At 72.1% G+C, this 20,240-nt stretch carries 19 protein-coding genes; 10 read left to right on the plus strand and 9 right to left on the minus strand.

What is annotated here, in order from left to right:
* Positions 1-29 precede the first annotated feature (29 nt).
* Positions 30-536, minus strand: a complete 507-nt coding sequence (locus ASC64_RS01485; protein ID WP_056905745.1) for a DUF1648 domain-containing protein — start codon at positions 534-536, stop codon at positions 30-32.
* Position 537: 1 nt separating this feature from the next.
* On the minus strand, positions 538-1,344 hold the full coding sequence (locus tag ASC64_RS01490; RefSeq protein ID WP_056905746.1) for a hypothetical protein: 807 nt from the start codon (positions 1,342-1,344) through the stop codon (positions 538-540).
* Positions 1,345-1,517: 173 nt separating this feature from the next.
* Here ASC64_RS01490 and ASC64_RS01495 point away from each other — a divergent pair, with 173 nt between their 5' ends.
* Positions 1,518-2,048 (plus strand): hypothetical protein, encoded by a 531-nt coding sequence (locus tag ASC64_RS01495; protein WP_056905747.1) that lies wholly within the window; start codon positions 1,518-1,520, stop codon positions 2,046-2,048.
* Here ASC64_RS01495 and ASC64_RS01500 read toward each other — a convergent pair.
* Positions 2,035-3,261, minus strand: coding sequence for an MFS transporter (locus tag ASC64_RS01500; protein WP_056905748.1), 1,227 nt, complete (start codon positions 3,259-3,261; stop codon positions 2,035-2,037). The two genes, ASC64_RS01495 and ASC64_RS01500, sit on opposite strands and share 14 nt — an antisense overlap.
* Positions 3,262-3,400: 139 nt before the next feature.
* Positions 3,401-4,243, minus strand: coding sequence for an aldo/keto reductase (locus ASC64_RS01505; RefSeq protein WP_056905749.1), 843 nt, complete (start codon positions 4,241-4,243; stop codon positions 3,401-3,403).
* Between the two features lie 63 nt (positions 4,244-4,306).
* Between ASC64_RS01505 and ASC64_RS01510 the strand changes: the two genes are divergently transcribed.
* Positions 4,307-6,244: a M3 family metallopeptidase gene (locus tag ASC64_RS01510; RefSeq protein ID WP_082550105.1), complete on the plus strand. Its 1,938-nt coding sequence runs from the start codon at positions 4,307-4,309 to the stop codon at positions 6,242-6,244.
* 17 nt (positions 6,245-6,261) lie between these two features.
* On the opposite strand, the gene ASC64_RS01515 is transcribed toward ASC64_RS01510, so the two are convergent.
* From ASC64_RS01515 to ASC64_RS01525, 3 genes are all read right to left on the minus strand, one after another.
* Positions 6,262-7,698 carry a M28 family metallopeptidase gene (locus tag ASC64_RS01515; protein WP_056905750.1) on the minus strand — a complete coding sequence of 479 codons (1,437 nt, stop codon included), beginning with the start codon at positions 7,696-7,698 and terminating at the stop codon, positions 6,262-6,264.
* A 101-nt stretch (positions 7,699-7,799) separates the two neighbouring features.
* Complete coding sequence (locus ASC64_RS01520) at positions 7,800-9,809, minus strand: M4 family metallopeptidase (RefSeq protein WP_235563469.1); 2,010 nt, start codon at positions 9,807-9,809, stop codon at positions 7,800-7,802.
* A 213-nt stretch (positions 9,810-10,022) separates the two neighbouring features.
* On the minus strand, positions 10,023-10,733 hold the full coding sequence (locus ASC64_RS01525) for an SGNH/GDSL hydrolase family protein (RefSeq protein ID WP_056905751.1): 711 nt from the start codon (positions 10,731-10,733) through the stop codon (positions 10,023-10,025).
* 159 nt (positions 10,734-10,892) lie between these two features.
* Here ASC64_RS01525 and ASC64_RS01530 point away from each other — a divergent pair, with 159 nt between their 5' ends.
* The 8 genes from ASC64_RS01530 (at position 10,893) to ASC64_RS01565 (ending at position 18,457) form a co-directional block, all read left to right on the plus strand.
* The gene (locus ASC64_RS01530; RefSeq protein WP_056905752.1) at positions 10,893-11,678 is read left to right on the plus strand and encodes a GNAT family N-acetyltransferase; all 786 of its coding nucleotides are present in this window, start codon (positions 10,893-10,895) and stop codon (positions 11,676-11,678) included.
* 238 nt (positions 11,679-11,916) lie between these two features.
* Positions 11,917-13,794 carry a molecular chaperone DnaK gene (dnaK, locus tag ASC64_RS01535; RefSeq protein ID WP_056905753.1) on the plus strand — a complete coding sequence of 626 codons (1,878 nt, stop codon included), beginning with the start codon at positions 11,917-11,919 and terminating at the stop codon, positions 13,792-13,794.
* Positions 13,791-14,501, plus strand: coding sequence for a nucleotide exchange factor GrpE (gene grpE / locus ASC64_RS01540; RefSeq protein ID WP_235563471.1), 711 nt, complete (start codon positions 13,791-13,793; stop codon positions 14,499-14,501). The genes dnaK and grpE overlap by 4 nt, the downstream gene beginning before the upstream one ends.
* A 56-nt stretch (positions 14,502-14,557) precedes the next feature.
* Entirely contained in the window at positions 14,558-15,733 is a 1,176-nt protein-coding gene (gene dnaJ, locus ASC64_RS01545) for a molecular chaperone DnaJ (RefSeq protein WP_056905754.1), read from the plus strand.
* On the plus strand, positions 15,730-16,146 hold the full coding sequence (locus ASC64_RS01550; RefSeq protein WP_056905755.1) for a heat shock protein transcriptional repressor HspR: 417 nt from the start codon (positions 15,730-15,732) through the stop codon (positions 16,144-16,146). Before dnaJ ends, ASC64_RS01550 begins: the two co-directional genes overlap by 4 nt.
* 1 nt (position 16,147) lies before the next feature.
* On the plus strand, positions 16,148-16,615 hold the full coding sequence (locus tag ASC64_RS01555; RefSeq protein WP_056905756.1) for an SRPBCC domain-containing protein: 468 nt from the start codon (positions 16,148-16,150) through the stop codon (positions 16,613-16,615).
* 227 nt (positions 16,616-16,842) lie between these two features.
* Positions 16,843-18,153, plus strand: coding sequence for a reverse transcriptase family protein (locus ASC64_RS01560; protein ID WP_056905757.1), 1,311 nt, complete (start codon positions 16,843-16,845; stop codon positions 18,151-18,153).
* A gap of 58 nt (positions 18,154-18,211) precedes the next feature.
* The gene (locus tag ASC64_RS01565) at positions 18,212-18,457 is read left to right on the plus strand and encodes a hypothetical protein (RefSeq protein WP_056905758.1); all 246 of its coding nucleotides are present in this window, start codon (positions 18,212-18,214) and stop codon (positions 18,455-18,457) included.
* Here the strand turns inward: ASC64_RS01565 and ASC64_RS01570 are convergent.
* Together ASC64_RS01570 and ASC64_RS01575 are read right to left on the minus strand one after the other, a co-directional pair.
* Entirely contained in the window at positions 18,448-19,221 is a 774-nt protein-coding gene (locus tag ASC64_RS01570) for a lysophospholipid acyltransferase family protein (protein ID WP_056905759.1), read from the minus strand. The genes ASC64_RS01565 and ASC64_RS01570 overlap by 10 nt on opposite strands.
* 92 nt (positions 19,222-19,313) lie before the next feature.
* Positions 19,314-20,099: a pentapeptide repeat-containing protein gene (locus ASC64_RS01575; protein ID WP_056905760.1), complete on the minus strand. Its 786-nt coding sequence runs from the start codon at positions 20,097-20,099 to the stop codon at positions 19,314-19,316.
* Positions 20,100-20,240 lie beyond the last annotated feature (141 nt).

Raw genomic sequence — 20,240 nt, forward strand, 5'->3', positions numbered from 1 at the left:
ACGCGCAGCGGTCTGGACCGTCGCCTCCGTCAGGCTGTCGCAGGCGGCCGGTAGCGGCGCAGCAGCCGGACGGTCCACACGGCCGTCGCGACGACGTAGGCGCCCGTGAGACCCGCGAAGGCCCACCACGGCGCGCCGTCCCGTGCGGTCGTCGCGACCCACGTCGTCAGCGCGAGCAGCGCGGTCATCAGCACGCCGGTGAGGGCGGCGAACCCGTCGAGGTCGTCACCGAAGCGGACCCGGAACTCCGCGCGCCGCTCGGGTTCGAACCAGTAGTCCTTGGAGCGCTGCGGCATGTTGACCCACGTCCCGTCGCCGGCAGCCGCCAGCCTGGTCAGTGCCGGCATCGCGACGAGGACCAGCAGCCCCATCACCGCCCAGAAGGCGACCATCGTGGTGCGTGAGGTCCAGTCGTCGGTCCGACCGGTCGCGTCGAAGTGCGACGGCACCCGGTCGGGCAGGACGAGTGCCGACCACCCGAGCACGACGACGTACGCCGTGGCGCTGAGGACCAGCGCGAGGCGCCCCCGCCGCACGTCAGACGTGCCCGCTGAGCTGGGCCATCCGCAGCTCGAGCCGGGCGAGGAGCTCGGTGCACTCCTTGTCGGTGAGCCGGCTCGGGTCGGTGGACTTCTTGCCGCCGCCCTGAGCACACACGGGCAGCACGTCGATCGACAGCTTGGCGCCGCCGGCGAGGGCGCGGAGCTCGTCGAGCTTGTCGCCGAAGGGCGAGCCGCTGCCGGGGGAGTAGTAGTCGACGGCCGCCTCGACGTCGTCGGCGAAGAGGTCGGCCTTGGTGACCGCGATGATGAGCCACGTCGGGCGGTCACGGCGCACGGCCATGCTGGCGATCCGGTGCGCGGTGATCGACCAGTCCTCCAGCTCGGCAGCCAGCTGCTCCTCCCGGGTGGCCACGCCGGTGCCGGTCGTGCCGGCCGTACGCCGTGGGGTCGCGTGGCCGTTGGCGACCACGTGCAGAACGCCGTCGACCGGCTCGTCGTGGAAGACCTCGTCCAGCGCGCCGAGCCGGGTGGCGGCGTTCTCGCCCGGCACCACCCGGAAGCGGTAGCCGCGCAGCCGTGCGTCGCGACGGGTGCGCCGCTCCATCACGGCCGAGCCGACGTCCGCGGTGCCCTGCTCGGCCGCCTGCGCGCTTGCGCGGCGGGACAGCCGGTCCGCCAGCCGGGTCTTGCCGACACCGGTCATGCCGGTGACGGCCACCGTCGGGTAGCGGTGCCGCAGGAGGCGGGAGGCCCGCTCGGGGGCCTGGGAGAGCGCGGCGAGCGCGCCCCCGGCGATCGTCGTACCGAGGGCTGCCCTGCCGTGTCGCAACGGTGACTGCATGCCCCCATCCTTCCTGACGCCCGGGTGGTCCAGTGGCGAACGGTCCTCCGACGGCGGTCCGGACGACCACTCGCCACTGGACCGCCCAGCGGCCGCGACCCGCCGCCGGTTGGCCATGCAACCAGCGATCACGGAGAATGGCCCCGCCCGTGCCCGCCGGTCGAAAGGTCCCCATGGACACCGAGAACCGTCCCGTCCTGACGGGGCTGCTCGCCCTCGTCGGCGTCGCCGTGGCCATCGGTCTGCTCGGCGGGCTCGCCGTGCTGGTGGGGGTCAAGGCCGCCGGCATCGGCGAGGACTCGAGCGCCTCTGACGACTCCACCACCGCGGCGACCTTCAGCCTGCCGCGGCCCACCGACACCAGCAGCACGATCCCCGAGCCGGAGCAGACCTCCGAGCCGGGTGCGGGAGAGTCGACGTCGGAGGCGCCGGCCGAGGCCATCTCGCTGGCGGCGACCCAGCAGTCGGTGAGCCCGATGCAGCAGATCGACCTGACCGGCACCTACCAGTCCGGCGAGGGCGCGATCCTGCAGGTGCAGCGGATGGAGAACGGCCAGTGGTCGGACTTCCCGGTGACCATGTCGGTCAGCGGCGGCACCTTCGCGACCTACGTCCAGACCAGCCGCACCGGACCCAACAAGTTCCGTGTGATCGACACCGACACCCGGACGACCTCCAACGAGGTCACGGTCACCGTCGGCTGACCTCCGCGACGGCTGTCGCGGCCGCCCGTGCGCGGTCGACCCGTCCGGTCCAGTAGCCGACCCACCCGGCGCCGGTGAGGCCGAGCGCGCCGACCACGAAGCACGCGGTCGCCAGCGGAGCCACGGCAGCGACGGCGCTGACCAGCAGCGGGCCGCCGGTGTTGCCGATGTCGCCGCACAGCCGCCACGCACCGAGGAACTGCGAGCGCCCGTCCTCCGGCGCCGCGTCCGCGCCGAGCGTCATCACGATGCCCGAGCCGAGCCCGTTGCCGCACGCGATGAGCGCCATCACGAGGGCGAGGGTGAGCGCGTCGGAGGTGAGCGGCAGCAGCAGGCACGCGAAGGCCATCGACAGCACGACCGGTACGGCGACCACCATCCGGCCGCGCGTGTCCATCAGCCAGCCGCCCGGCCACATGAAGGCGACGTCGAGGGCGGCCGCGCCCGCGAAGATCAGCGACGTCGTGGACGCGGAGAGGCCGAGGTGGTCGGCCCACAGCGGGAGCAGGCTCATCCTCAGCGAGCGCGTCATGCCGAGGATGACCACCGCCGAGCCGAGCGTGGCGAGGACCCGACGGTGCTGCCGGATCACCGTCCACACGCCCAGGTGGCCGCTGGCCCGCGCGGCGGCACGCTTCTCCTCGCCGACGTCGGGCATCGCGCCGGCCACCAGCGAGGCGGTGACCGACATCGCCGCTCCCAGCCAGAAGACGCTGGTGAGGTCGGTGAGCCGGATGAGCCCGGCGCCGACCAGTGGTCCGATCAGCACACCGATCCGGTAGGAGCCACCGAGGAACGACATCGCCCGCGCCCGGTGCGACGCGGGCACCACGTCGATCATGAAGCCCTGCCGGGCGATCAGGAACAGGGTCCAGCACACGCCGCTCAGCAGCACGCCGACGGCGAGGCCGAGCACCGTGTCGGTCAGCGCGGCCAGGGCCATCGCGCCGGCGTCGACGAAGCCGGCGGCGACCAGGGCACGACGCTCGCCCACCCGCGCCACCAAGGCGCCAGCCGGGAGGCTGAAGATCAGCATCCCGACGCCGGTGAGCGCGACGACGGCGGCGGCCGTGCTGACGTCCGCACCCAGGTCGCGGGCCCGCAGCGCGAGCACCGGCAGGACCGCGCCGTGCCCGATCGCGGAGACGATCGAGGGGCCGTACGCCACCAGCCAGATGTCGCGGAACCTGAAGTCCTGCGCCCCCGAGCTCACCCGCGCATCCTCTCAGCCCACCGCTCTCCGTCGGCCGAGGAGGGACGAAGCGCCGTCACGAGACCCCGCCACATGGGCTGAGGGGTCTCGCGACGGGCGGCAGGGCGCCCTCCTCGACCAACGGATGGCGGCCGAGGGATCAGGGGATCCAGTCGAAGGTGTCGGGGTTGGGGCCGGTGCGGCCCTCCTCGCCGCGGTCGAGGCCGGAGATGGCGGCGACCTGGTCCTCGGTGAGATCGAAGTCGAAGATCTCGAGGTTCTCCCGCATCCGCTCGGCCTTCATCGACTTGGGGAAGACGATGTCGCCGCGCTGGATGTGCCAGCGCAGCGTCACCTGCGCCGGCGTACGCCCCACGGCGGAGGCGATCCCGCCGATCGTCGCGTCGTCGGTGACCGCGCCCTTGGCGATCGGCGACCACGCCTCGGTCAGCACGCCGTGCTTCTCGTCCGCGGCGCGGACCGCCTCGTTGGTGAAGAACGGGTGCACCTCGACCTGGTTGACCACGGGCACGACGCCGGTCTCCTCGATGATGCGCTCGAGGTGGGCGGGCTGGAAGTTCGAGACGCCGATGCTGCGGGCCTTGCCCGCCTCCTGGGCCTCGATGAGCGCGCGCCAGGTCTGCACGAAGTCGCCGTCGTACTGGGTGGGGAGCGGCCAGTGGATGAGGAACAGGTCGACCTGGTCGAGGCCGAGCCGCTCCAGCGAGGCGTCGATCTCGCGGCGCGCGTCGTCGGGGCGGTGGAAGGAGTTGTTGAGCTTGGTGGTGACGTAGAGGTCGTCGCGGTCGAGGCCCGACTCGCGGATCGCCTCGCCGACCCCGGCCTCGTTGCCGTACATCTGCGCGGTGTCGATGTGGCGGTAGCCGACCTCGAGGGCCTGGGCGACCGTGGCCGCGGTCTCCGGCGGCGGGACCTGGAAGACGCCGAAGCCGAGCTGGGGGATGGACGTGCCGTCGTGGAGCTGGATGTTCGGAACAGTCATACAGGTCACTACCCCTGTGGAGCGCGAGGTATTCCGCTGGACGCCACGCCCTAGGCTCGCTGCGTGACCCACGACACCCCGATCCCGCTCGCACCGCTCCACCTGCCCGGCGACGGCGACTGGCTCACCTGGGTCGGCGAGCGGTGCGAGGGCCAGCTCGCCGAGGCCCGGCGCCTGGTCGAGGAGGTGAAGGCCGGCGGCGACGCGAGCACCGTCCTGGGCGCGTGGAACCGTGCCGAGACCGCCATCGCCAACGCGGGCGAGGTGTCCCTGTGGGCCGAGGTCCACCCCGACGCCGCCGTGCGCGACCGGGCCGACGAGCTGAGCCAGGAGGTGCAGAAGTACGTCACCGAGCTCGGCCTCGACCGCGACCTCTTCGCCGTCTTCGACGCGCTCTCCGCCTCCGACCTGGGTGGCCTCGACGACGACGCGCGCCGGGTGCTCGACCACACGCTGCGCGACTTCCGTCGAGCCGGCGTCGACCGCGACGACGCGACGCGCGAGCGGCTGCGCGAGCTCAGCGAGCGCGGGGTGAGGCTGTCGCAGGACTTCGGCCGCAACATCCGCGACGACGTGCGGTCGATCCGCCTCGCCCCCGAGCGCCTCGCCGGCCTCCCCGAGGACTACCGCGACGCCCACCCGGCCGACGACGACGGACTCGTCACCCTCACCACCGACTACCCCGACCTGGTGCCGTTCATGACGTTCGGCTCCGACGGCGAGGCGCGCCGCGACCTGAGCCTGGCCGCCACCAACGTCGCCTGGCCGGTCAACGACCAGGTCCTCCAGGACATCTTCGCGGTGCGCCGCGAGACCGCCGCGCTCCTCGGCTACGACTCGTGGCCCGACTACGACACCGAGGTCAAGATGATCGGCACCGGCGCTGCCGTGGCCGCGTTCATCGACCGCATCAGCGACGCGGCCAACGAGCGGGCGGGCCGGGAGCTCGCCGTGCTGCTCGAGCGCAAGCGCCAGGACGACCCGTCCGCCGACGCCGTGATGACCTACGACTCTCGCTACTACGAGGAGCTGGTCCGCCGGGAGCAGTACGACGTCGACGGTCAGGTCGTGCGCACCTACTTCCCGTTCGAGCAGGTCCGGCAGGGACTCCTCGACGTCACCGGCCGCCTCTTCGGCCTCGAGTGGACCCCGGTCGACCAGGCCGAGGCCGGCACCTGGCACGAGGACGTCGCGACCTACGACGTCGGCCTCGACGGTCGCCGGATCGGCCGGATCCACCTCGACCTGCACCCGCGCGAGGGCAAGTTCAAGCACGCGGCGCAGTTCGACGTGGTCCGCGGGATCGCGGGCGTCCAGCTCCCCGAGGGCGGGCTGGTCTGCAACTTCACCCGCGGCTTGATGGAGCACGACGAGGTCGTCACCCTCTTCCACGAGTTCGGCCACCTCGTCCACCACGTGCTCGGCGGACAGGGCGACTGGGTCCGCTTCTCCGGGGTGGCCACCGAGTGGGACTTCGTCGAGGCGCCGAGCCAGATGCTCGAGGAGTGGGCGTGGGACGCCGATGTGCTGGCGACCTTCGCGCGCAACGCCGACGGGGAGACCATCCCGGCCGAGCTCGTCGCCGCGATGCGCCGCGCCGACCACTTCGGCAAGGGCACGCACGCCGCCCAGCAGATGTCGTACGCCGCCCGGTCCTACTGGTTCCACGCGCAGCAGCACGACGACCTGACGGCGTACGGCGACGAGCTGCAGCGCCGCTACTCGGTGTTCCCGCCGCTGGACGGGGCGCACATGCACTGCGCCTTCGGTCACCTCGACGGCTACTCGTCGGGCTACTACACCTACATGTGGTCCCTCGTCATCGCGAAGGACCTCTTCTCGGCCTTCGACGTCGACGACATGTTCGCCGCCGACGTCGCCGGCCGCTACCGCGACCGCGTGCTCGCGATGGGTGGGCGCAAGGACGCCGCCGACCTCGTCGCCGACTTCCTCGGCCGCCCCTACTCCTTCGACGCCTGGCAGGCCTGGCTCGCGGAGTAGGGCCGACCCGCCGGAGGTCAGCCGGTGGTCACGGCCGTGTCGTCGACCACGAAGCTGGTCTGGAGCGAGGAGTCCTCGCTCATCAGGAACTTCACCGTGACCGTCTTGCCCTTGTAGGCCAGCAGGCTGTGGCTGAACTGGGTGTAGCTCGCGTTGGCGCCCACGTTGCTGAAGGTCTTCAGCGTCGTGGTGGTGCCGCCGCTGACGACCTGCACCTTCATGGTGTCGTAGGCCGTCGAGCCGGACTCCGCGGTGTCGGTGCGGATCCAGTACGACAGCGACGCCGCCGTGGCCGAGGCCGGGATGGTCACCTGCTGCGCGATGTTCTCCGACGACGTGCTGCCGTTGCCGCCGAGCCAGGCCTTCCACGTGCCGGTGCGCGCTGGGCGGCCGCTGTTGCTGGTGATCGGCCCGGAGGTGCCGGTCCACGAGGTCGCGCCGGACTCGAAGCCCGGGTTGGCGAGCAGGTTCGCGCCCGTGGGCGGTGTGGTCGGCGGGGTCGTGGTGCCGAAGTCCTTGTCGGCGTAGAGCCAGACCATGTGGCCGATCATGTCGAGGTTGCGGTCGAGCGCCGTGGTGTTGATGTTGGAGATCGTGTCGCAGGAGCGGTGGTAGCAGGGGTCGAACGCCTTGCCGGCCGTGCCGCCCCACTTCTGGGCCTGCGCGCTGGTCTTGATCACCTCACCCCCGGAGTACATGCCCGTCGTCGGGATCCCGTAGCTGCGGAAGGACGCGTGGTCCGAGCGCCCCTGCACGTCGATGTACTCCCAGGGGATGCCCTTCGACGTGTAGTAGGCGGTCATCGTGTCGCGGGCGAAGTTGCCGGCAGCGTTGTCGTCGTAGACGAAGTAGCCAGGGTTGGGCGAGCCGACCATGTCGTAGTTCATGTAGAGGTCGATGCGGTCCTTGTCGGCCGTCGGCAGCAGCGACATGTACTTGTTCGAGCCGAGCAGTCCCTGCTCCTCCGCGCCCCACCAGGCGAAGCGCAGGTGGTTGCGCGAGGTGTTGCCGCTCGAGGCCCACGCCAGTGCGGCTTCCAGGATCGAGGCGGAGCCGGTGCCGTTGTCGTTGATGCCGGGCCCGGCCGACACGCTGTCGAGGTGGGCGCCCGCCATCACCACGTGCTCGGGGTCGCCACCGGGCCAGTCGGCGACGAGGTTGTACGACGTCCCGGACGAGGTCGAGAACGACTGGACCTGGGTGGTGTAGCCGGCCGCGTCGAGCTTGGCCTTCACCCAGTCGACGGAGGCCTTGTAGCCGGGTCGTCCGGTGGCGCGGTTGCCGCCGTTGGCGGTGGCGATGCTCTGCAGCTGCTGGAGGTGCGCGGTCACGTTGGTGACGCTGAGGTCCGGCGATGGTGCCGCGACGGCGGGTGAGCCGGTGCCGGCGAGCAACGAGGCGGCGACGGCCGAGGCCGCGACGGCGGACAGCGCCGTCGTACGAAGGGAACGCATGGGTGTCTCCCGAGAGGTCGAGGTTCTGCAACAGGGCATGGAACGGGAGACGGGGCGGGGCAGCACTGCTGCTGCCCCGCCCCGTCAGGGTGCGGTGTTCGTCAGGAGACGTTCAGCGCGGTGTCGTCGACCACGAAGCTGGTCTGCAGCGACGAGTCCTCGGTCATCGTGAAGCGGATGGTGACCGTCTTGCCCTTGTAGGCGGTGAGGCTGTGCGAGTACTGCGTGTAGGTCGAGTTGGTCCCGACGTTGGTGAAGGTGCGCAGCGTCGTCGCGGTCGAGCCGTCGACCACCTGCACCCGCATCCGGTCGTAGGCCGTCGAGCCGCTCTCCGAGGTGTCGGTCCGGATCCAGTACGACAGCGCGGCCGCGGTCGCACTGCTCGGGATCGTCACCGACTGGTTGATCGTCTCGGTGCTGCTGGAGCCGTTGCCGCCGAGCCAGAGCTTCCACGAACCGGTGCGGGCCGGGCGGCCGGTGTTGTTCGTGATCGGGCCCGAGGTGCCGGTCCACACGGTGGCGCCGGACTCGAAGCCCGGGTTGCCGAGGATGTTGCCGCCGGTCGGGGGCGGCGTGGTGGGCGGCGTGGTGGTGCCACCGCAGGTCGGGTCACCGGTCTGGGCCGGCACGTTGACCGCGTCCCAGGCGTTCTTCGTGGAGTTGAAGAGCGCGCAGGTCGAGTCGAGGTTCTTCGCCGAGGTGAGCGTCCACGTGCGGTACTTGAGGTAGTTCGACGACGACGTCTTCATCAGCATCGCGTTGTACATGATCTTCATGGCGTTCTGGACGCCCACGCCGCTGACGGAGGTGCCGTCGCACTTCGAGGTGCCACCGTTGGCGAGGAGGTACCACCAGTGGTCGCCGGGGCCGGCCGCCGCGTGGACCTCGCTGGTCGGGATCGAGCTGGTGTAGCAGGACGGGTCACCGACGTTGCCCGGGTTGGTCATGTCGCGGATCGGGCCCTGGCCGACGAGGTTGACCTCCTCGCCGATGGTGTAGTCGGCCGGGTCCGCCGGGTTGTTGGCGTAGAACTCGGTCGCGGTGCCGAAGGTGTCGGCGACGAACTCCTGCGTGCCGCCGCCGGAGATGCCGCCGGGCGTCTTGTCGTCGATGCCGTGGCCGAACTCGTGGGCCACGACGTCCATGGCGCCGATCCACTCGTTGGTGCCCTGGCGGTGGCCGATCTGGACCTGGGTGCCGTCGTAGTAGGCGTTGACGTCGTTGAGGCCGACCCGGATCGGGACCCAGCCGCCCGACCCGTTCATGCCGCTGCGGCCGAGCCAGTTGGCGAGCATGAGCCGCTCCTGCTCGGCGCTGTAGAACGCGTCGACGCAGCCCGTCTCCTTGTTGGTGGCGACCCCGTTGCCCCAGGCGTTGTCGGTGCCCGAGAAGGTCGTGTTGTTCGCGGCGTCCTGGCACTTCAAGGTGGTCGCGTTGGTGTTGGTCATCGAGTACGAGGAGCCCGAGCCCGACGTCGGGATGGTGACGTTGCCCTCCCAGGCGCCCGCACCGGTGCCGCGCGCGATCTGCTCGCGGGACTCCAGGACCTGGCCGGAGTCGGCGTCGACCCAGACCTTCTGCCACGAGACCTCGCCCTCGTCGGTGCCGCGCACCTCGACCTCGTAGGCGAGCTTGGTGCCGGCGTCGCGGTGCCAGATGACCAGCTCGGGCGTCGAGGCCTCGGCGCCCTGGTCGGCCAGTGCCTTGGCGGCGCTGGAGGCGTTGTCGGCGCTGATCTTCGGGGTGGTGCTGGCGATGCTGACCGGCGCCTCCTGGGCGACCGACGAGCCGACGACCTGGCCTTCTCCGTTGGCCAGGACGACGAAGTCGCCGCCGACCACGCGCAGGCCCTCGTGGGTCCGCTCGTAGGCCATGGAGTAGAGGTCGGAGACACCGGTGTAGGTGCCGGTGCGGACGAAGGCGTCCTGCGAAGCGCGCTCGAGCGCGTTTCCATGGCCCTTCACCCAGGCGCTGGCGGCCTGCTGGGCCTCGAGGCGGGGATTGCCCGCAGACGGGGCGGCGTCGGCCGGGGTGGCGGTCGGTGCCAGGAACGACGCAGCGACCGCTGTCGCTGCGATACCGGCCAGGGCGGCCAGTCGAGTTGTCTTCACTTGGGGTATTCCAATCATGAGTTCGGTGCCCGAGAGCCCGAGGATGGATTGGGTGACGCGGACCACTGCACAAACTCGCAATCGGCGCGGGGTGGGTCAATCACCCTTCGACTGCAGGTTCGTGCAACGCGAGAACCTGCACGTCCTGAACGCGGATCCGGCGATTTGTCCGATAATCGGTACGGCGCGGGATTCCGTTGCGTGGGAGCGGTTTCAGCGCGCGAGTACGACGGGACGGCGCGGCGAAACCGCTGCGATCCGCTCGGCCACGGTGCGGCCGAACTCCTCGTGGCCGCCCTCGGTGAGGTGCAGCCGGTCGTCGAGGTAGTCGAGGTCCAGGTCGCTGGTCTGGACGTACGGCACGCCGTACTGCTCGCTCAGCGAGGCGAGGAGGCCGTCGACGCGTGGCACGGCGCCGGCCCGGACGGGGGCGGCGGCCGGTCCCACGACGACGACCCGCTGGCCGGCGAGGTCGGCCATCAGGTCGCGGAACCCGCGGTCGATCGCGGCCGCCGGCTGGTCGTAGTCGTTGAGGCCGCCCTCGACGACCACCAGCGCCGGACGTACGTCGAGCGCGGTGGGCGCGCGGTCGTGGAAGGACACCCGCCCGCAGGTGCTCGCGCGGGCGCTGAAGCCCGACCCGGAGAAGCCGGCGACGTGCACCTCGCCGGCGAGCCGGGACGCCCACGACCGGCCCAGGTCGTCCTGGCCGAGGCCGACCGACCACGAGTCGCCGATGACCAGCGTCCGAGGGCCCTCGCCGGTGACGATGGTCGCGCGGTCGCGCGCGTCCACGCGGTGCTGCTGGCACCGGGCCGGGCCCGCGCCCGCGCGGCCGGCGACGTAGAACGCCATCAGGGCAGCGAGCAGCACGACGACGGCCGAGGCGCCGACGACCCGACGCAGGTTCCCCCGATGGAGCACGTGGGCAAGTGTGCGGCCTCGGTGGCGGGATACGCAGGGGAACAACCCTGAGATTTGCCCTGATTTCGGGTGATTCCGCCCACCAGGGGTCGGGCTGCCACTCCTGCGGCCCCCGATATCCGGCGGCGGGCACAGCCGCTGGCGCCCTACGCTGCGCGCATGACGGACGAGCTGCTGCAGGCGTACGACGACCAGCTCCGGCGGGAAGGCGAGGTCGGCACCGCCGACGAGCTCGTGCTGCACGGGCCGCTGATGTGGGCGGTCTTCGACCACGGCGGCTTCGTCACCTACCGCGACCTCGCCGGCACCGAGGGGGAGGCTCTCGACGTGCTGATCGAGGAGACCGTCGCCCACTACCGCGACGACACCACCGTTGCCTCGTTCGAGTGGAAGTCGCGCGGCCACGACCTGCCGGCCGACCTCGGGGACCGGCTCGTCGCGCACGGCTTCGAGGCCGAGCCCGTCGAGACGGTGATGATCGGGGAGGCCTCGCTGCTCGCGGGCGACGTACCGCTGCCGGAGGGAGTCGTCGTACGCCGCGTGGGTGAGGGCGGCGACCTCCGCGACGACGTCACCCGGATGCTCGCCGCCCAGGAGTCGGTCTTCGGCGGCGGTCGCGGCCCCTCGGTCGACAGCGCCCTGGCCGAGCTGGCCGGCGGCGACTCGGAGTCCTGGATCGCCGAGGTCGACGGGCAGGTCGTCTGCGGCGGCCGGCTCACCGTCGTGCCGGGCACCGACTTCGCCGGCATCTGGGGCGGCTCCACGCTGCCGGAGTTCCGCGGCCGCGGCATCTACCGCGCCCTCGTCGCGGCCCGCGCCCGCTCGGCGGTCGAGCGCGGGGTGCGCTACCTCCACTCCGACTGCAGCGACATGTCGCGCCCGATCCTCGAGCGCTCCGGGCTCCGCGCGGTCACCACCACGACGCCGTACGTCTGGACCCGCTGACCGCGGGCACCCTCGGGCCCGGATCGCGACCCGAAAATTGTTCGCCGGATCGGGAACACCCGGCTGCGTCCTGCGTTGAACTGGGTGATGAGAGTTGAGTCCGATCGACTCAACAGTTTTGCCAGGCCGGACGTGACACGTCAGGATGGTGGTCATCGGGGGCGGTCCCGCACCGGGAGCGCCCCAGCCCCAGACATCGATCCCGGACCCACCGGGACGCAGCAGGAGGTAGACACACATGGCACGAGCGGTCGGCATCGACCTCGGTACGACGAACTCCGTCGTCGCCGTCCTCGAGGGTGGCGAACCCACCGTCATCGCCAACGCGGAAGGTGCGCGGACCACGCCGTCCGTCGTCGCCTTCACCAAGTCCGGCGAGGTCCTCGTCGGCGAGGTCGCCAAGCGACAGGCGGTCACCAACGTCGACCGCACCATCCGGTCCGTCAAGCGCCACATGGGCGAGGACTGGAAGGTCGACATCGACGACAAGACCTTCACCCCCCAGCAGATCAGCGCCTTCGTGCTGCAGAAGCTCAAGCGCGACGCCGAGGCCTACCTCGGCGAGACCGTGACCGACGCGGTCATCACCGTCCCGGCGTACTTCTCCGACGCGCAGCGCCAGGCGACCAAGGAGGCCGGCGAGATCGCGGGCCTCAACGTCAGCCGCATCGTCAACGAGCCCACAGCCGCCGCGCTGGCCTACGGCCTCGACAAGGGCGAGGACCAGACCATCCTCGTCTTCGACCTCGGTGGCGGCACGTTCGACGTGTCCCTGCTCGAGATCGGCGAGGGCGTCGTCGAGGTCAAGGCGACCTCCGGTGACAACCACCTCGGTGGTGACGACTGGGACAACCGCGTCGTCGAGTGGATGGTCAAGAAGTTCAAGGACAACAACGGTGTCGACCTCGGCGCCGACAAGATCGCCAAGCAGCGCCTCCAGGAGGCTGCGGAGAAGGCGAAGATCGAGCTGTCCTCGAGCTCGGAGACCACGATCCACCTGCCCTACATCACCCACGGCGAGGGCGGCCCGCTCCACTTCGAGGAGAAGCTGACCCGCAGCGAGTTCCAGAAGCTCACCGCCGACCTGCTCGAGCGCACCAAGGCGCCGTTCCAGTCGGTCCTCAAGGACGGTGGCGTCGCGGTCTCCAACATCGACCACGTGGTGCTCGTCGGCGGCTCGACCCGCATGCCGGCCGTCACCGAGGTCGTCAAGGAGCTGCTCGGCGGCAAGGAGCCCAACAAGGGCGTCAACCCCGACGAGGTCGTCGCCGTCGGCGCCGCGCTCCAGGCCGGTGTCCTCAAGGGCGAGGTCAAGGACGTGCTGCTCCTCGACGTCACCCCGCTCTCCCTCGGCATCGAGACCAAGGGCGGCGTGATGACCACGCTCATCGAGCGCAACACCACCATCCCGACGAAGCGGTCCGAGATCTTCACGACCGCCGACGACAACCAGCCGTCGGTCGAGATCAAGGTCGCCCAGGGCGAGCGGCAGATGTGGTCGCAGAACCAGCCCCTCGGCAACTTCGAGCTGACCGGCCTCCCGCCGGCCCCGCGCGGCGTGCCGAAGATCGAGGTCACCTTCGACATCGACGCCAACGGCATCGTGCACGTCTCGGCCAAGGACCAGGCGTCCGGCCGCGAGCAGTCGATGACCATCTCCGGTGGCTCGGCGCTCGGCAAGGACGAGATCGACCGCATGGTCAAGGAGGCCGAGCAGTACGCCGAGGAGGACGCGAAGCGTCGCGAGACGGTCGAGGCCCGCAACCAGGGAGACCAGCTCGTCTACACGACCGAGAAGTTCCTCACCGACAACGCCGACAAGCTCCCCGACGACGTGAAGACCGAGGTCCAGGCCGACGTCGACGCGCTCAAGGAGATCCTCGCCAAGGAGGACGCCTCGTCGGAGGAGATCACCGCCGGCGTCACCAAGCTCGGTGAGTCCAGCCAGAAGATGGGTGCGGCGATGTACGCCGCCGCCGAGGCCGACCAGGCCGCCGCGGGCGGTGCCACCGGGGCCACCGGCGAGTCGGACGACGACGTCGTCGACGCCGAGATCGTCGACGAGCCCACCGGCGACCAGGCTGCCGGCGACGCCTCGGAGGGTGAGTCCAAGTGACCGATCGCCCGGCCGAGCCCATGCCGGGCGCCGAGCCGAGCAACCCGCAGGAGGGGGAGCCCACCGTGGCTCCCTCTCCCGGGGGCACGGAGGGCTCTCGGAAGAGCGAGCCCTCCGGCTTCGGTGACGCTGCCGGCGAGATGGCCAACGAGACCGAGGTGGAGGCCCAGGTCGGTGGCGACCACGTCGCCGGCAACGACCCCGGCACCGCCGAGGAGCAGGGCGGCGACGAGTCCTCAGGCCAGGGCGACGAGGACACCGAGGTCGACGAGCTCGCGCAGATGAAGGCCTCGCTCGCCGACCTGACCAACGACCTCCAGCGCCTGTCCGCCGAGTACGCCAACTACCGCAGGCGGGTCGACCGCGAGCGGCAGCTGGTGGCCGAGAACGCCGCCTACAAGGCGCTGACCCCGGTCATCGAGGTGCTCGACACGATCGACCGGGCCAGGGAGCACGGCGAGCTCGAGGGCGGCTTCAAGACCGTGGCCGAGCAGCTCGAGCGGGTCGTGGCGACGGCCGGGCTGGTCCGCTTCGGCGAGCCCGGCGACGCCTTCGACCCGACGTTCCACGAGGCGCTGAGCCACCTGGGCGCCGACCCGGAGGTGCAGGTGACCACGGTCAAGCACGTCGCCAAGGCGGGCTACCGCCTCGGCGAGCGCGTCGTACGCGCCTCGCAGGTGCTCGTGGTCGACCCGGTCGAGGGCTGAGCGCGACCACCCCGTGAGGCAGACGATCCAGCCGGTGACGGAGAGGAGGTTCATCCATGGCTGACAACGAAGGTTTCCGCAACGACTGGGCGACCAAGGACTTCTACCAGGTCCTCGGCGTGGCCAAGGACGCGAGCGCGGCCGACATCAAGAAGGCCTACCGCAAGCTGGCCCGGGAGAACCACCCCGACTCCAACCCCGGCAACGACGCCAAGCACGAGAAGTTCAAGGCGGTCGCCGAGGCCTACGACGTCGTGGGTGACGAGGCCAAGCGCGCCAAGTACGACGAGTTCCGCTCGCTGCAGGCGCGGGGCGGCTTCGGACCCGGCATGGGCGGGGGCGGCTTCGGCGGCGGTGGCGGCGGCTTCAACCTCGACGACCTGCTGCGCGACCGCGGCGCGGCCGGCGGCGGACTCGGCGACATGTTCGGCGACCTCTTCGGCGGGGGCCAGCGGGGTCGGTCGCAGCAGGCCCGCGCCCGCCGGGGCGCGGACGTCGAGAGCACCGCGACCATCGGCTTCACCGATGCGCTCGACGGCGTGACCGTGTCGCTGCGGCTGACGTCGGACTCTGCCTGCCCGACCTGCCACGGCACCGGCGGCAAGCCCGGCACCCGCCCGCACGTCTGTCCCGAGTGCGACGGCGCCGGCTTCGTCGTCGCCGGCACCGGCGGCGCCTTCTCGATCAACGAGACCTGCCCGTCCTGCGGTGGGCGCCAGCTGGTCTACGACGAGGCCTGCCCGACCTGCCACGGCAGCGGCCGCGGCACGTCCTCGCGCACCATCCAGGCGCGGATCCCGGCAGGGGTGAAGGACGGGGCGAAGATCCGGCTCAAGGGCAAGGGTGGCGCAGGTGAGAACGGCGGTCCGCCCGGCGACCTGTTCGTCACCGTCAAGGTGACCCCGCACCGCCTCTTCGGGCGCAAGGGCGACAACCTCACCCTCGACGTGCCGGTCTCCTTCGACGAGGCGGCGCTCGGCGGCGAGGTCAAGATCCCGACGCTCGGCGGCGCACCCGTCACCCTCAAGCTGCCCGCTGGCACGCCCAACGGGCGCACCTTCCGGGTGCGCGGCAAGGGCGCGGCCCGGCGCGACGGCACGAAGGGCGACCTGCTCGCCACCATCGAGGTGCAGGTGCCGGCCACGCTCGACCCGACCGCCAAGGAGGCCCTCGAGGCCTATCGTGCGGCCATGGCCGGCAAGCCCCTCCGCAGCGGGCTCTTCGAAGCATGAGCAGCCCGTTCGGCTCCCCGTCGCCCGACGCCGCCGTCTACGTCATCAGCGTGGCGGCCGAGCTGACGGGGCTGCACCCGCAGACCCTCCGCGCCTACGAGCGGATGGGGCTGATCGCGCCGGGTCGCACGGGCGGCGGCGGTCGCCGCTACTCCCACCGCGACCTCGAACGGCTGCGCGAGATCGCCGACCTCACCAGCGCCGGCATCGGCATCGAGGGCGTCCGCCGCATCATGGAGCTCGAGCACCAGATCGACGCGCTGCGCGCGCGCAACGAGGAGCTCGTCGCCGAGCTCGACGCCGTACGCCGCGGGCTCGCCGCCCGCGCGGCCGCGAGCCAGCCGGCCAACAAGCTCCCGGTCCTCCACCAGGCCGCCGGCCAGTCCCTGGTCGTCTGGCGCAGGAACCGCTGACGTGCCACGCCTCGACCGCGCCACCACCGACGTCCCCGCGACGCCGGCAGAGGTCTACGCCGCCTTCGTCGACGCCGACGCACTCGCCGAGTGGCTGCCGCCGGACGGCATGCGCGGCGAGCTGTCCGACGCGCGGCTGCGCGAGGGCGGCGGCTTCACGATGACGCTGCACTACCCCGACGGAGCGGGCGGGCACGGCAAGACGACCGACGACAGCGACGTCTCCCGGGTCGCGATCGACGAGCTGGTCGAGGGCGAGCGGGTCGTCTGGGGCGTCGAGTTCGACTCCGACGACCCCGACAACGCCGGCCGGATGACGATGACGTGGACCTTCTCGGCCAACGACGCGGGCGGGACACGGGTCGCGATCGACGCGACCGACGTCCCTCCCGGCATCGACGCCGACGCCCACCAGCAGGGGCTCGAGGCGTCGCTGGCCAACCTCGCGGCGCGTTTCCCGGCCTCGTAGTCCACCCCGGCCGTCGGCCGGTCCGGCTACTCTGCCCGCGTGCGGCAGCGCGATCTCGAGACGGCGGACCGGTGCGCGTCACCGGTTTGCCTCTCCGGGGCTACCCCGGGGACCACCGGTACGTCCGGGCACGGCACCGCGCGCGACTCGCTGCGCTCCGCTGCAGGTCATCGCGCGCACGACGGGACAGGTCGGGCCGCGCTGCCGCACCCGAGCCGCTGGTCCTGATGCGCGACGACCTCGCGCGGGCCCTCGCTGCCGCCTTCCTCGCCGGCGACTGGACCCACGAGGGTCTCGTCGAGAGCGGCGTCCCGGTCCTGGGCCGCCGGCCACGGTGGCTGCCGCCGCTCGCCCGCCAGGTGCTCGCCCTCTACCCGCGGGCACCGGCCGACCGGCCGCGGGAGCTGGCCGCCAACCTCGCCTCACGCCCGGCGGCCGCCAAGGCCCGGATCGCCGGCCCCGTCCTCCGGCCCGTCGCCGAGACGCGCATGCTCACCAACCGGTGGCGGCTGCCCGTGCTCGACGACCTCGGCGACGTCGCTGGGCTGCTGCGCCTCGAGCCCGGCGAGCTGGAGTGGTTCGCCGACCCCCGCCACCTGGCGCGCACCGCCTCCGACGTGCCGCTCCAGCACTACCGGGTCAGCCACCGCGTCGCGGCCAGCGGCGCGATCCGGGTCCTCGAGGCGCCCAAGCCGCGGCTCAAGGCCGTCCAGCGACAGCTGCTCCACGACGTCGCGGCGCTCGTCCCGCCGCACGACGCTGCCCGTGGCTTCCGTCCCGGCGGCTCCGTGCGGTCCTACGCCGCCCCGCACGCCGACCGGCCCGTCGTGCTCCGGCTCGACCTCGAGGCGTTCTTCGCCAGCGTCACCGTGTCGCGGGTCTACGGCATCTGGCGCACCGCCGGCTACCCCGAGGCCGTCGCCCACTGCCTCGCCGGCCTGGTGACCAGCGTCCTGCCGCTCTCCCAGTGGCGCGCCGTCCCGGCCCCCGCGGACGACGGGCTGCTCGACGCGCACTGGCGCCTCGGCCGCCGGCTCGCTGCGCCGCACCTGCCGCAGGGGGCGCCCACCTCGCCCGCCATGGCCAACCTGGCGGCCTACCGTCTCGACGTGCGGCTCACCGCGCTGGCCCGCTCGTGGGGTGGGCGCTACACGAGGTACGCCGACGACCTGGCGTTCTCCGGCGACCGGGGCTGGGGCACCGGCACCTCGCGGCTGCTCGACGCGGTCGAGCTGATCGTGCGCGACGAGGGCTTCCGGCTCAACGCCCGCAAGACCGGCGTCATGCCGCACGCCGGCCGGCAGACCCTCGGCGGCCTCGTGGTCAACGAGCGGCCGAAGGTCGCCCGCCGGGAGGTCGACGTGCTGAAGGCGATCCTGCACAACTGCGCGCGCTTCGGACCGAGCTCCCAGAACCGCGACGACGTGCCCGCCTTCGAGGAGCACCTCCGCGGCCGGATCGGCTGGGTGGCCCAGCACGACCCGGTCCGCGGGGCCCGGCTCCAGGCCGTGCACGACACGATCGACTGGAGCCGGTGAGCGCCCCCTTCGACAGCTGTGTCGGTGCGAACGCGTAGGTTCATCGCGTGAGTGAGCGATGAGCAAGATGGACAACCTGCGGGCGATGCGCGAGGCCCGCTACGCCGAGGCACAGAAGCGGTCGGCAGCCGCCCCGGCCAAGCCGGCAGTCAAGGCGCCCGTGGCCCCGCCGGCCGCGACGACGAAGAAGGCCTCGCCCGAGCCCGCGGCCGCGACCGAGGAGCTGTGCGGTCACCGCAACATGAGCGGTCGCACCTGCACGCGCGAGAGCGGCCACGCCGCCAAGAGCCACCGCTACTCCTGAGGCGCGCCCAGCGCCTCCTCCGGCACGCCCAGCGGGTGGGGCGCGACCTCGCCACGCAGGTCGGCGACCCGTGCGACGAGCTCGGCCATCACCTCGTCGGCCGCCCGCCGCACCGTCGCGTCGTCGACCTCCGCGTCACCGGTGACGCCTGCGAGACGGCGTACGTCGATGGGCTCGCCCACCTCGATCCGCACGATCGGCCGGGTGAGCACGTTGCCCAGCAACCGGCCGAGGATGCGGCGCCTGCCGACGACCCGGTGCGCGCCGACCATCGCGACGGGCACGACGGGCGCGCCCGTGCGCAGCGCCAGGCGGACGGCGCCGGTCTTGCTGCGCTCGGGCCACTGGTCGGGGTCGCGGGTGATCCGTCCCTCGGGGAAGAGCCCCACGGCCTCGCCCGCGGCGAGCGCCTCGGCGGCGGCGTCGAGCGAGCCGGCCGCGCTGCTCGTGCCCCGCAGGACGGGGATGAAGCCGAGGCGCCGGACGACCGGTCCGACGAGCCCGGAGCGGAAAGCGCCGCCGGTGGCCATCAGCCGCAGTGAGCGACCGAGGCGACGGCCGACGAGGGCGAGCAGGATGCCGTCGGCGAAGCTGGTGTGGTTGGAGACCACGATGACCGGGCCGTCCGGGAGCTCGTGGCTCGGCACGTGCCGGCGGGTGAGCTCGACCCGGCTGACGAGGGAGACCACGGTGCCGAGGAGGCCGGCGGCGACGGCGTAGAGGAGGGCGGCGCGCAGTCCGGGGCGTTGCCAGGAGGAGTCCATGCGCCGAGTGTCGGGCACCGGACGCCGCCGCGCCCTCGGTATCCGCACTCAGATCGTGCGGCCCGCGTGGGCCATCCGCCGGACGCTCGGCGTCAGGCCGCCCAGTGCCCCGGACGCCGCAGCCCGGCGGGCAGCACGGTGGCGGCGTCGCCGATGGCCGCGTTGACCTGCGGCTGGGTGAGGAAGAGCGTGGTGGACAGGTCGCAGCCGCGTAGGTCGGCGTCGCGCAGGTCGGCACCCAGCAGGTCGGCGTCCGTCAGGTCGGCCTCGCGGAGGTTCGCGCGGATGAGGACCGCGCCGCGGAAGGTCCAGCCGCGGTGGTCGCCCGCCAGCGTGCGGCCGGCCAGGTCGGCGCGCGTGAGGTCGGCCGTGGCGGGGTGCGAGCGGCGTACGCGCGTGCTGGCCTCGGCGAGCAGGTCGCCGACGCGCGCGTGCAGCTCGTCGAGGTCGAAGGTCAGCACCGACTCGGGGTCACGCCCGGTCACCGCCTCGACCTCGGTCCGGGCCGCGTCGGCGGCCGGGTGGGGGGAGCGCCGGGAGACCTCGGTCAGGTGGACGAGCATCTCGTGCAGCTGGCGCATCACCGACAGGACCGCGGCCATCTCGGGGAGGTTGTCCTGCTCACGCCACGAGACGCCGGCGTAGGTCACCTGGGAGACCTGCTGGCCGGCGCCGAAGCACTCGAAGACGGTGCACCCGGGCCAGCCGTCCTGGCGCAGGGTGGCGTGGACGCGGCAGCGGTCGTCGTCGGCGAGGTTCAGGCACGGCGTGCCGCCCGGCTTGTCGACGCCGAAGCCCGCGGAGGCGGAGAAGGGGAGCAGGACGCAGCAGAGCCCGAAGCACTGCGAGCAGTCGGAGGAGAGCTCGGGTGACGCCACCGGCGCATCGTGCCAGACGGGCGGTGGGGCCCGCGTGGGACTCAGTACCAGTTGTGCTCGATCGCCAGGGCGTTGAGGAACGCCAGGACGAGGAAGACGCTCACGATCACCCGGTTGTCGAAGATCAGCTTGCCCATACCG

This window comes from Nocardioides sp. Root122, assembly GCF_001425025.1.
Taxonomy (GTDB): Bacteria; Actinomycetota; Actinomycetes; order Propionibacteriales; family Nocardioidaceae; genus Nocardioides.

What these genes read in the sequence shown, in the direction of transcription:
- ASC64_RS01490 (WP_056905746.1), bottom strand. Translation starts at nt 1,344, where the DNA reads ATGCAGTCACCGTTGCGACACGGCAGGGCAGCCCTCGGTACGACGATC.
- ASC64_RS01495 (WP_056905747.1), top strand. Translation starts at nt 1,518, where the DNA reads ATGGACACCGAGAACCGTCCCGTCCTGACGGGGCTGCTCGCCCTCGTC.
- ASC64_RS01505 (WP_056905749.1), bottom strand. Translation starts at nt 4,243, where the DNA reads ATGACTGTTCCGAACATCCAGCTCCACGACGGCACGTCCATCCCCCAG.
- ASC64_RS01515 (WP_056905750.1), bottom strand. Translation starts at nt 7,698, where the DNA reads ATGCGTTCCCTTCGTACGACGGCGCTGTCCGCCGTCGCGGCCTCGGCC.
- ASC64_RS01530 (WP_056905752.1), top strand. Translation starts at nt 10,893, where the DNA reads ATGACGGACGAGCTGCTGCAGGCGTACGACGACCAGCTCCGGCGGGAA.
- dnaK (WP_056905753.1), top strand. Translation starts at nt 11,917, where the DNA reads ATGGCACGAGCGGTCGGCATCGACCTCGGTACGACGAACTCCGTCGTC.
- dnaJ (WP_056905754.1), top strand. Translation starts at nt 14,558, where the DNA reads ATGGCTGACAACGAAGGTTTCCGCAACGACTGGGCGACCAAGGACTTC.
- ASC64_RS01550 (WP_056905755.1), top strand. Translation starts at nt 15,730, where the DNA reads ATGAGCAGCCCGTTCGGCTCCCCGTCGCCCGACGCCGCCGTCTACGTC.
- ASC64_RS01560 (WP_056905757.1), top strand. Translation starts at nt 16,843, where the DNA reads ATGCGCGACGACCTCGCGCGGGCCCTCGCTGCCGCCTTCCTCGCCGGC.
- ASC64_RS01565 (WP_056905758.1), top strand. Translation starts at nt 18,212, where the DNA reads ATGAGCAAGATGGACAACCTGCGGGCGATGCGCGAGGCCCGCTACGCC.
- ASC64_RS01570 (WP_056905759.1), bottom strand. Translation starts at nt 19,221, where the DNA reads ATGGACTCCTCCTGGCAACGCCCCGGACTGCGCGCCGCCCTCCTCTAC.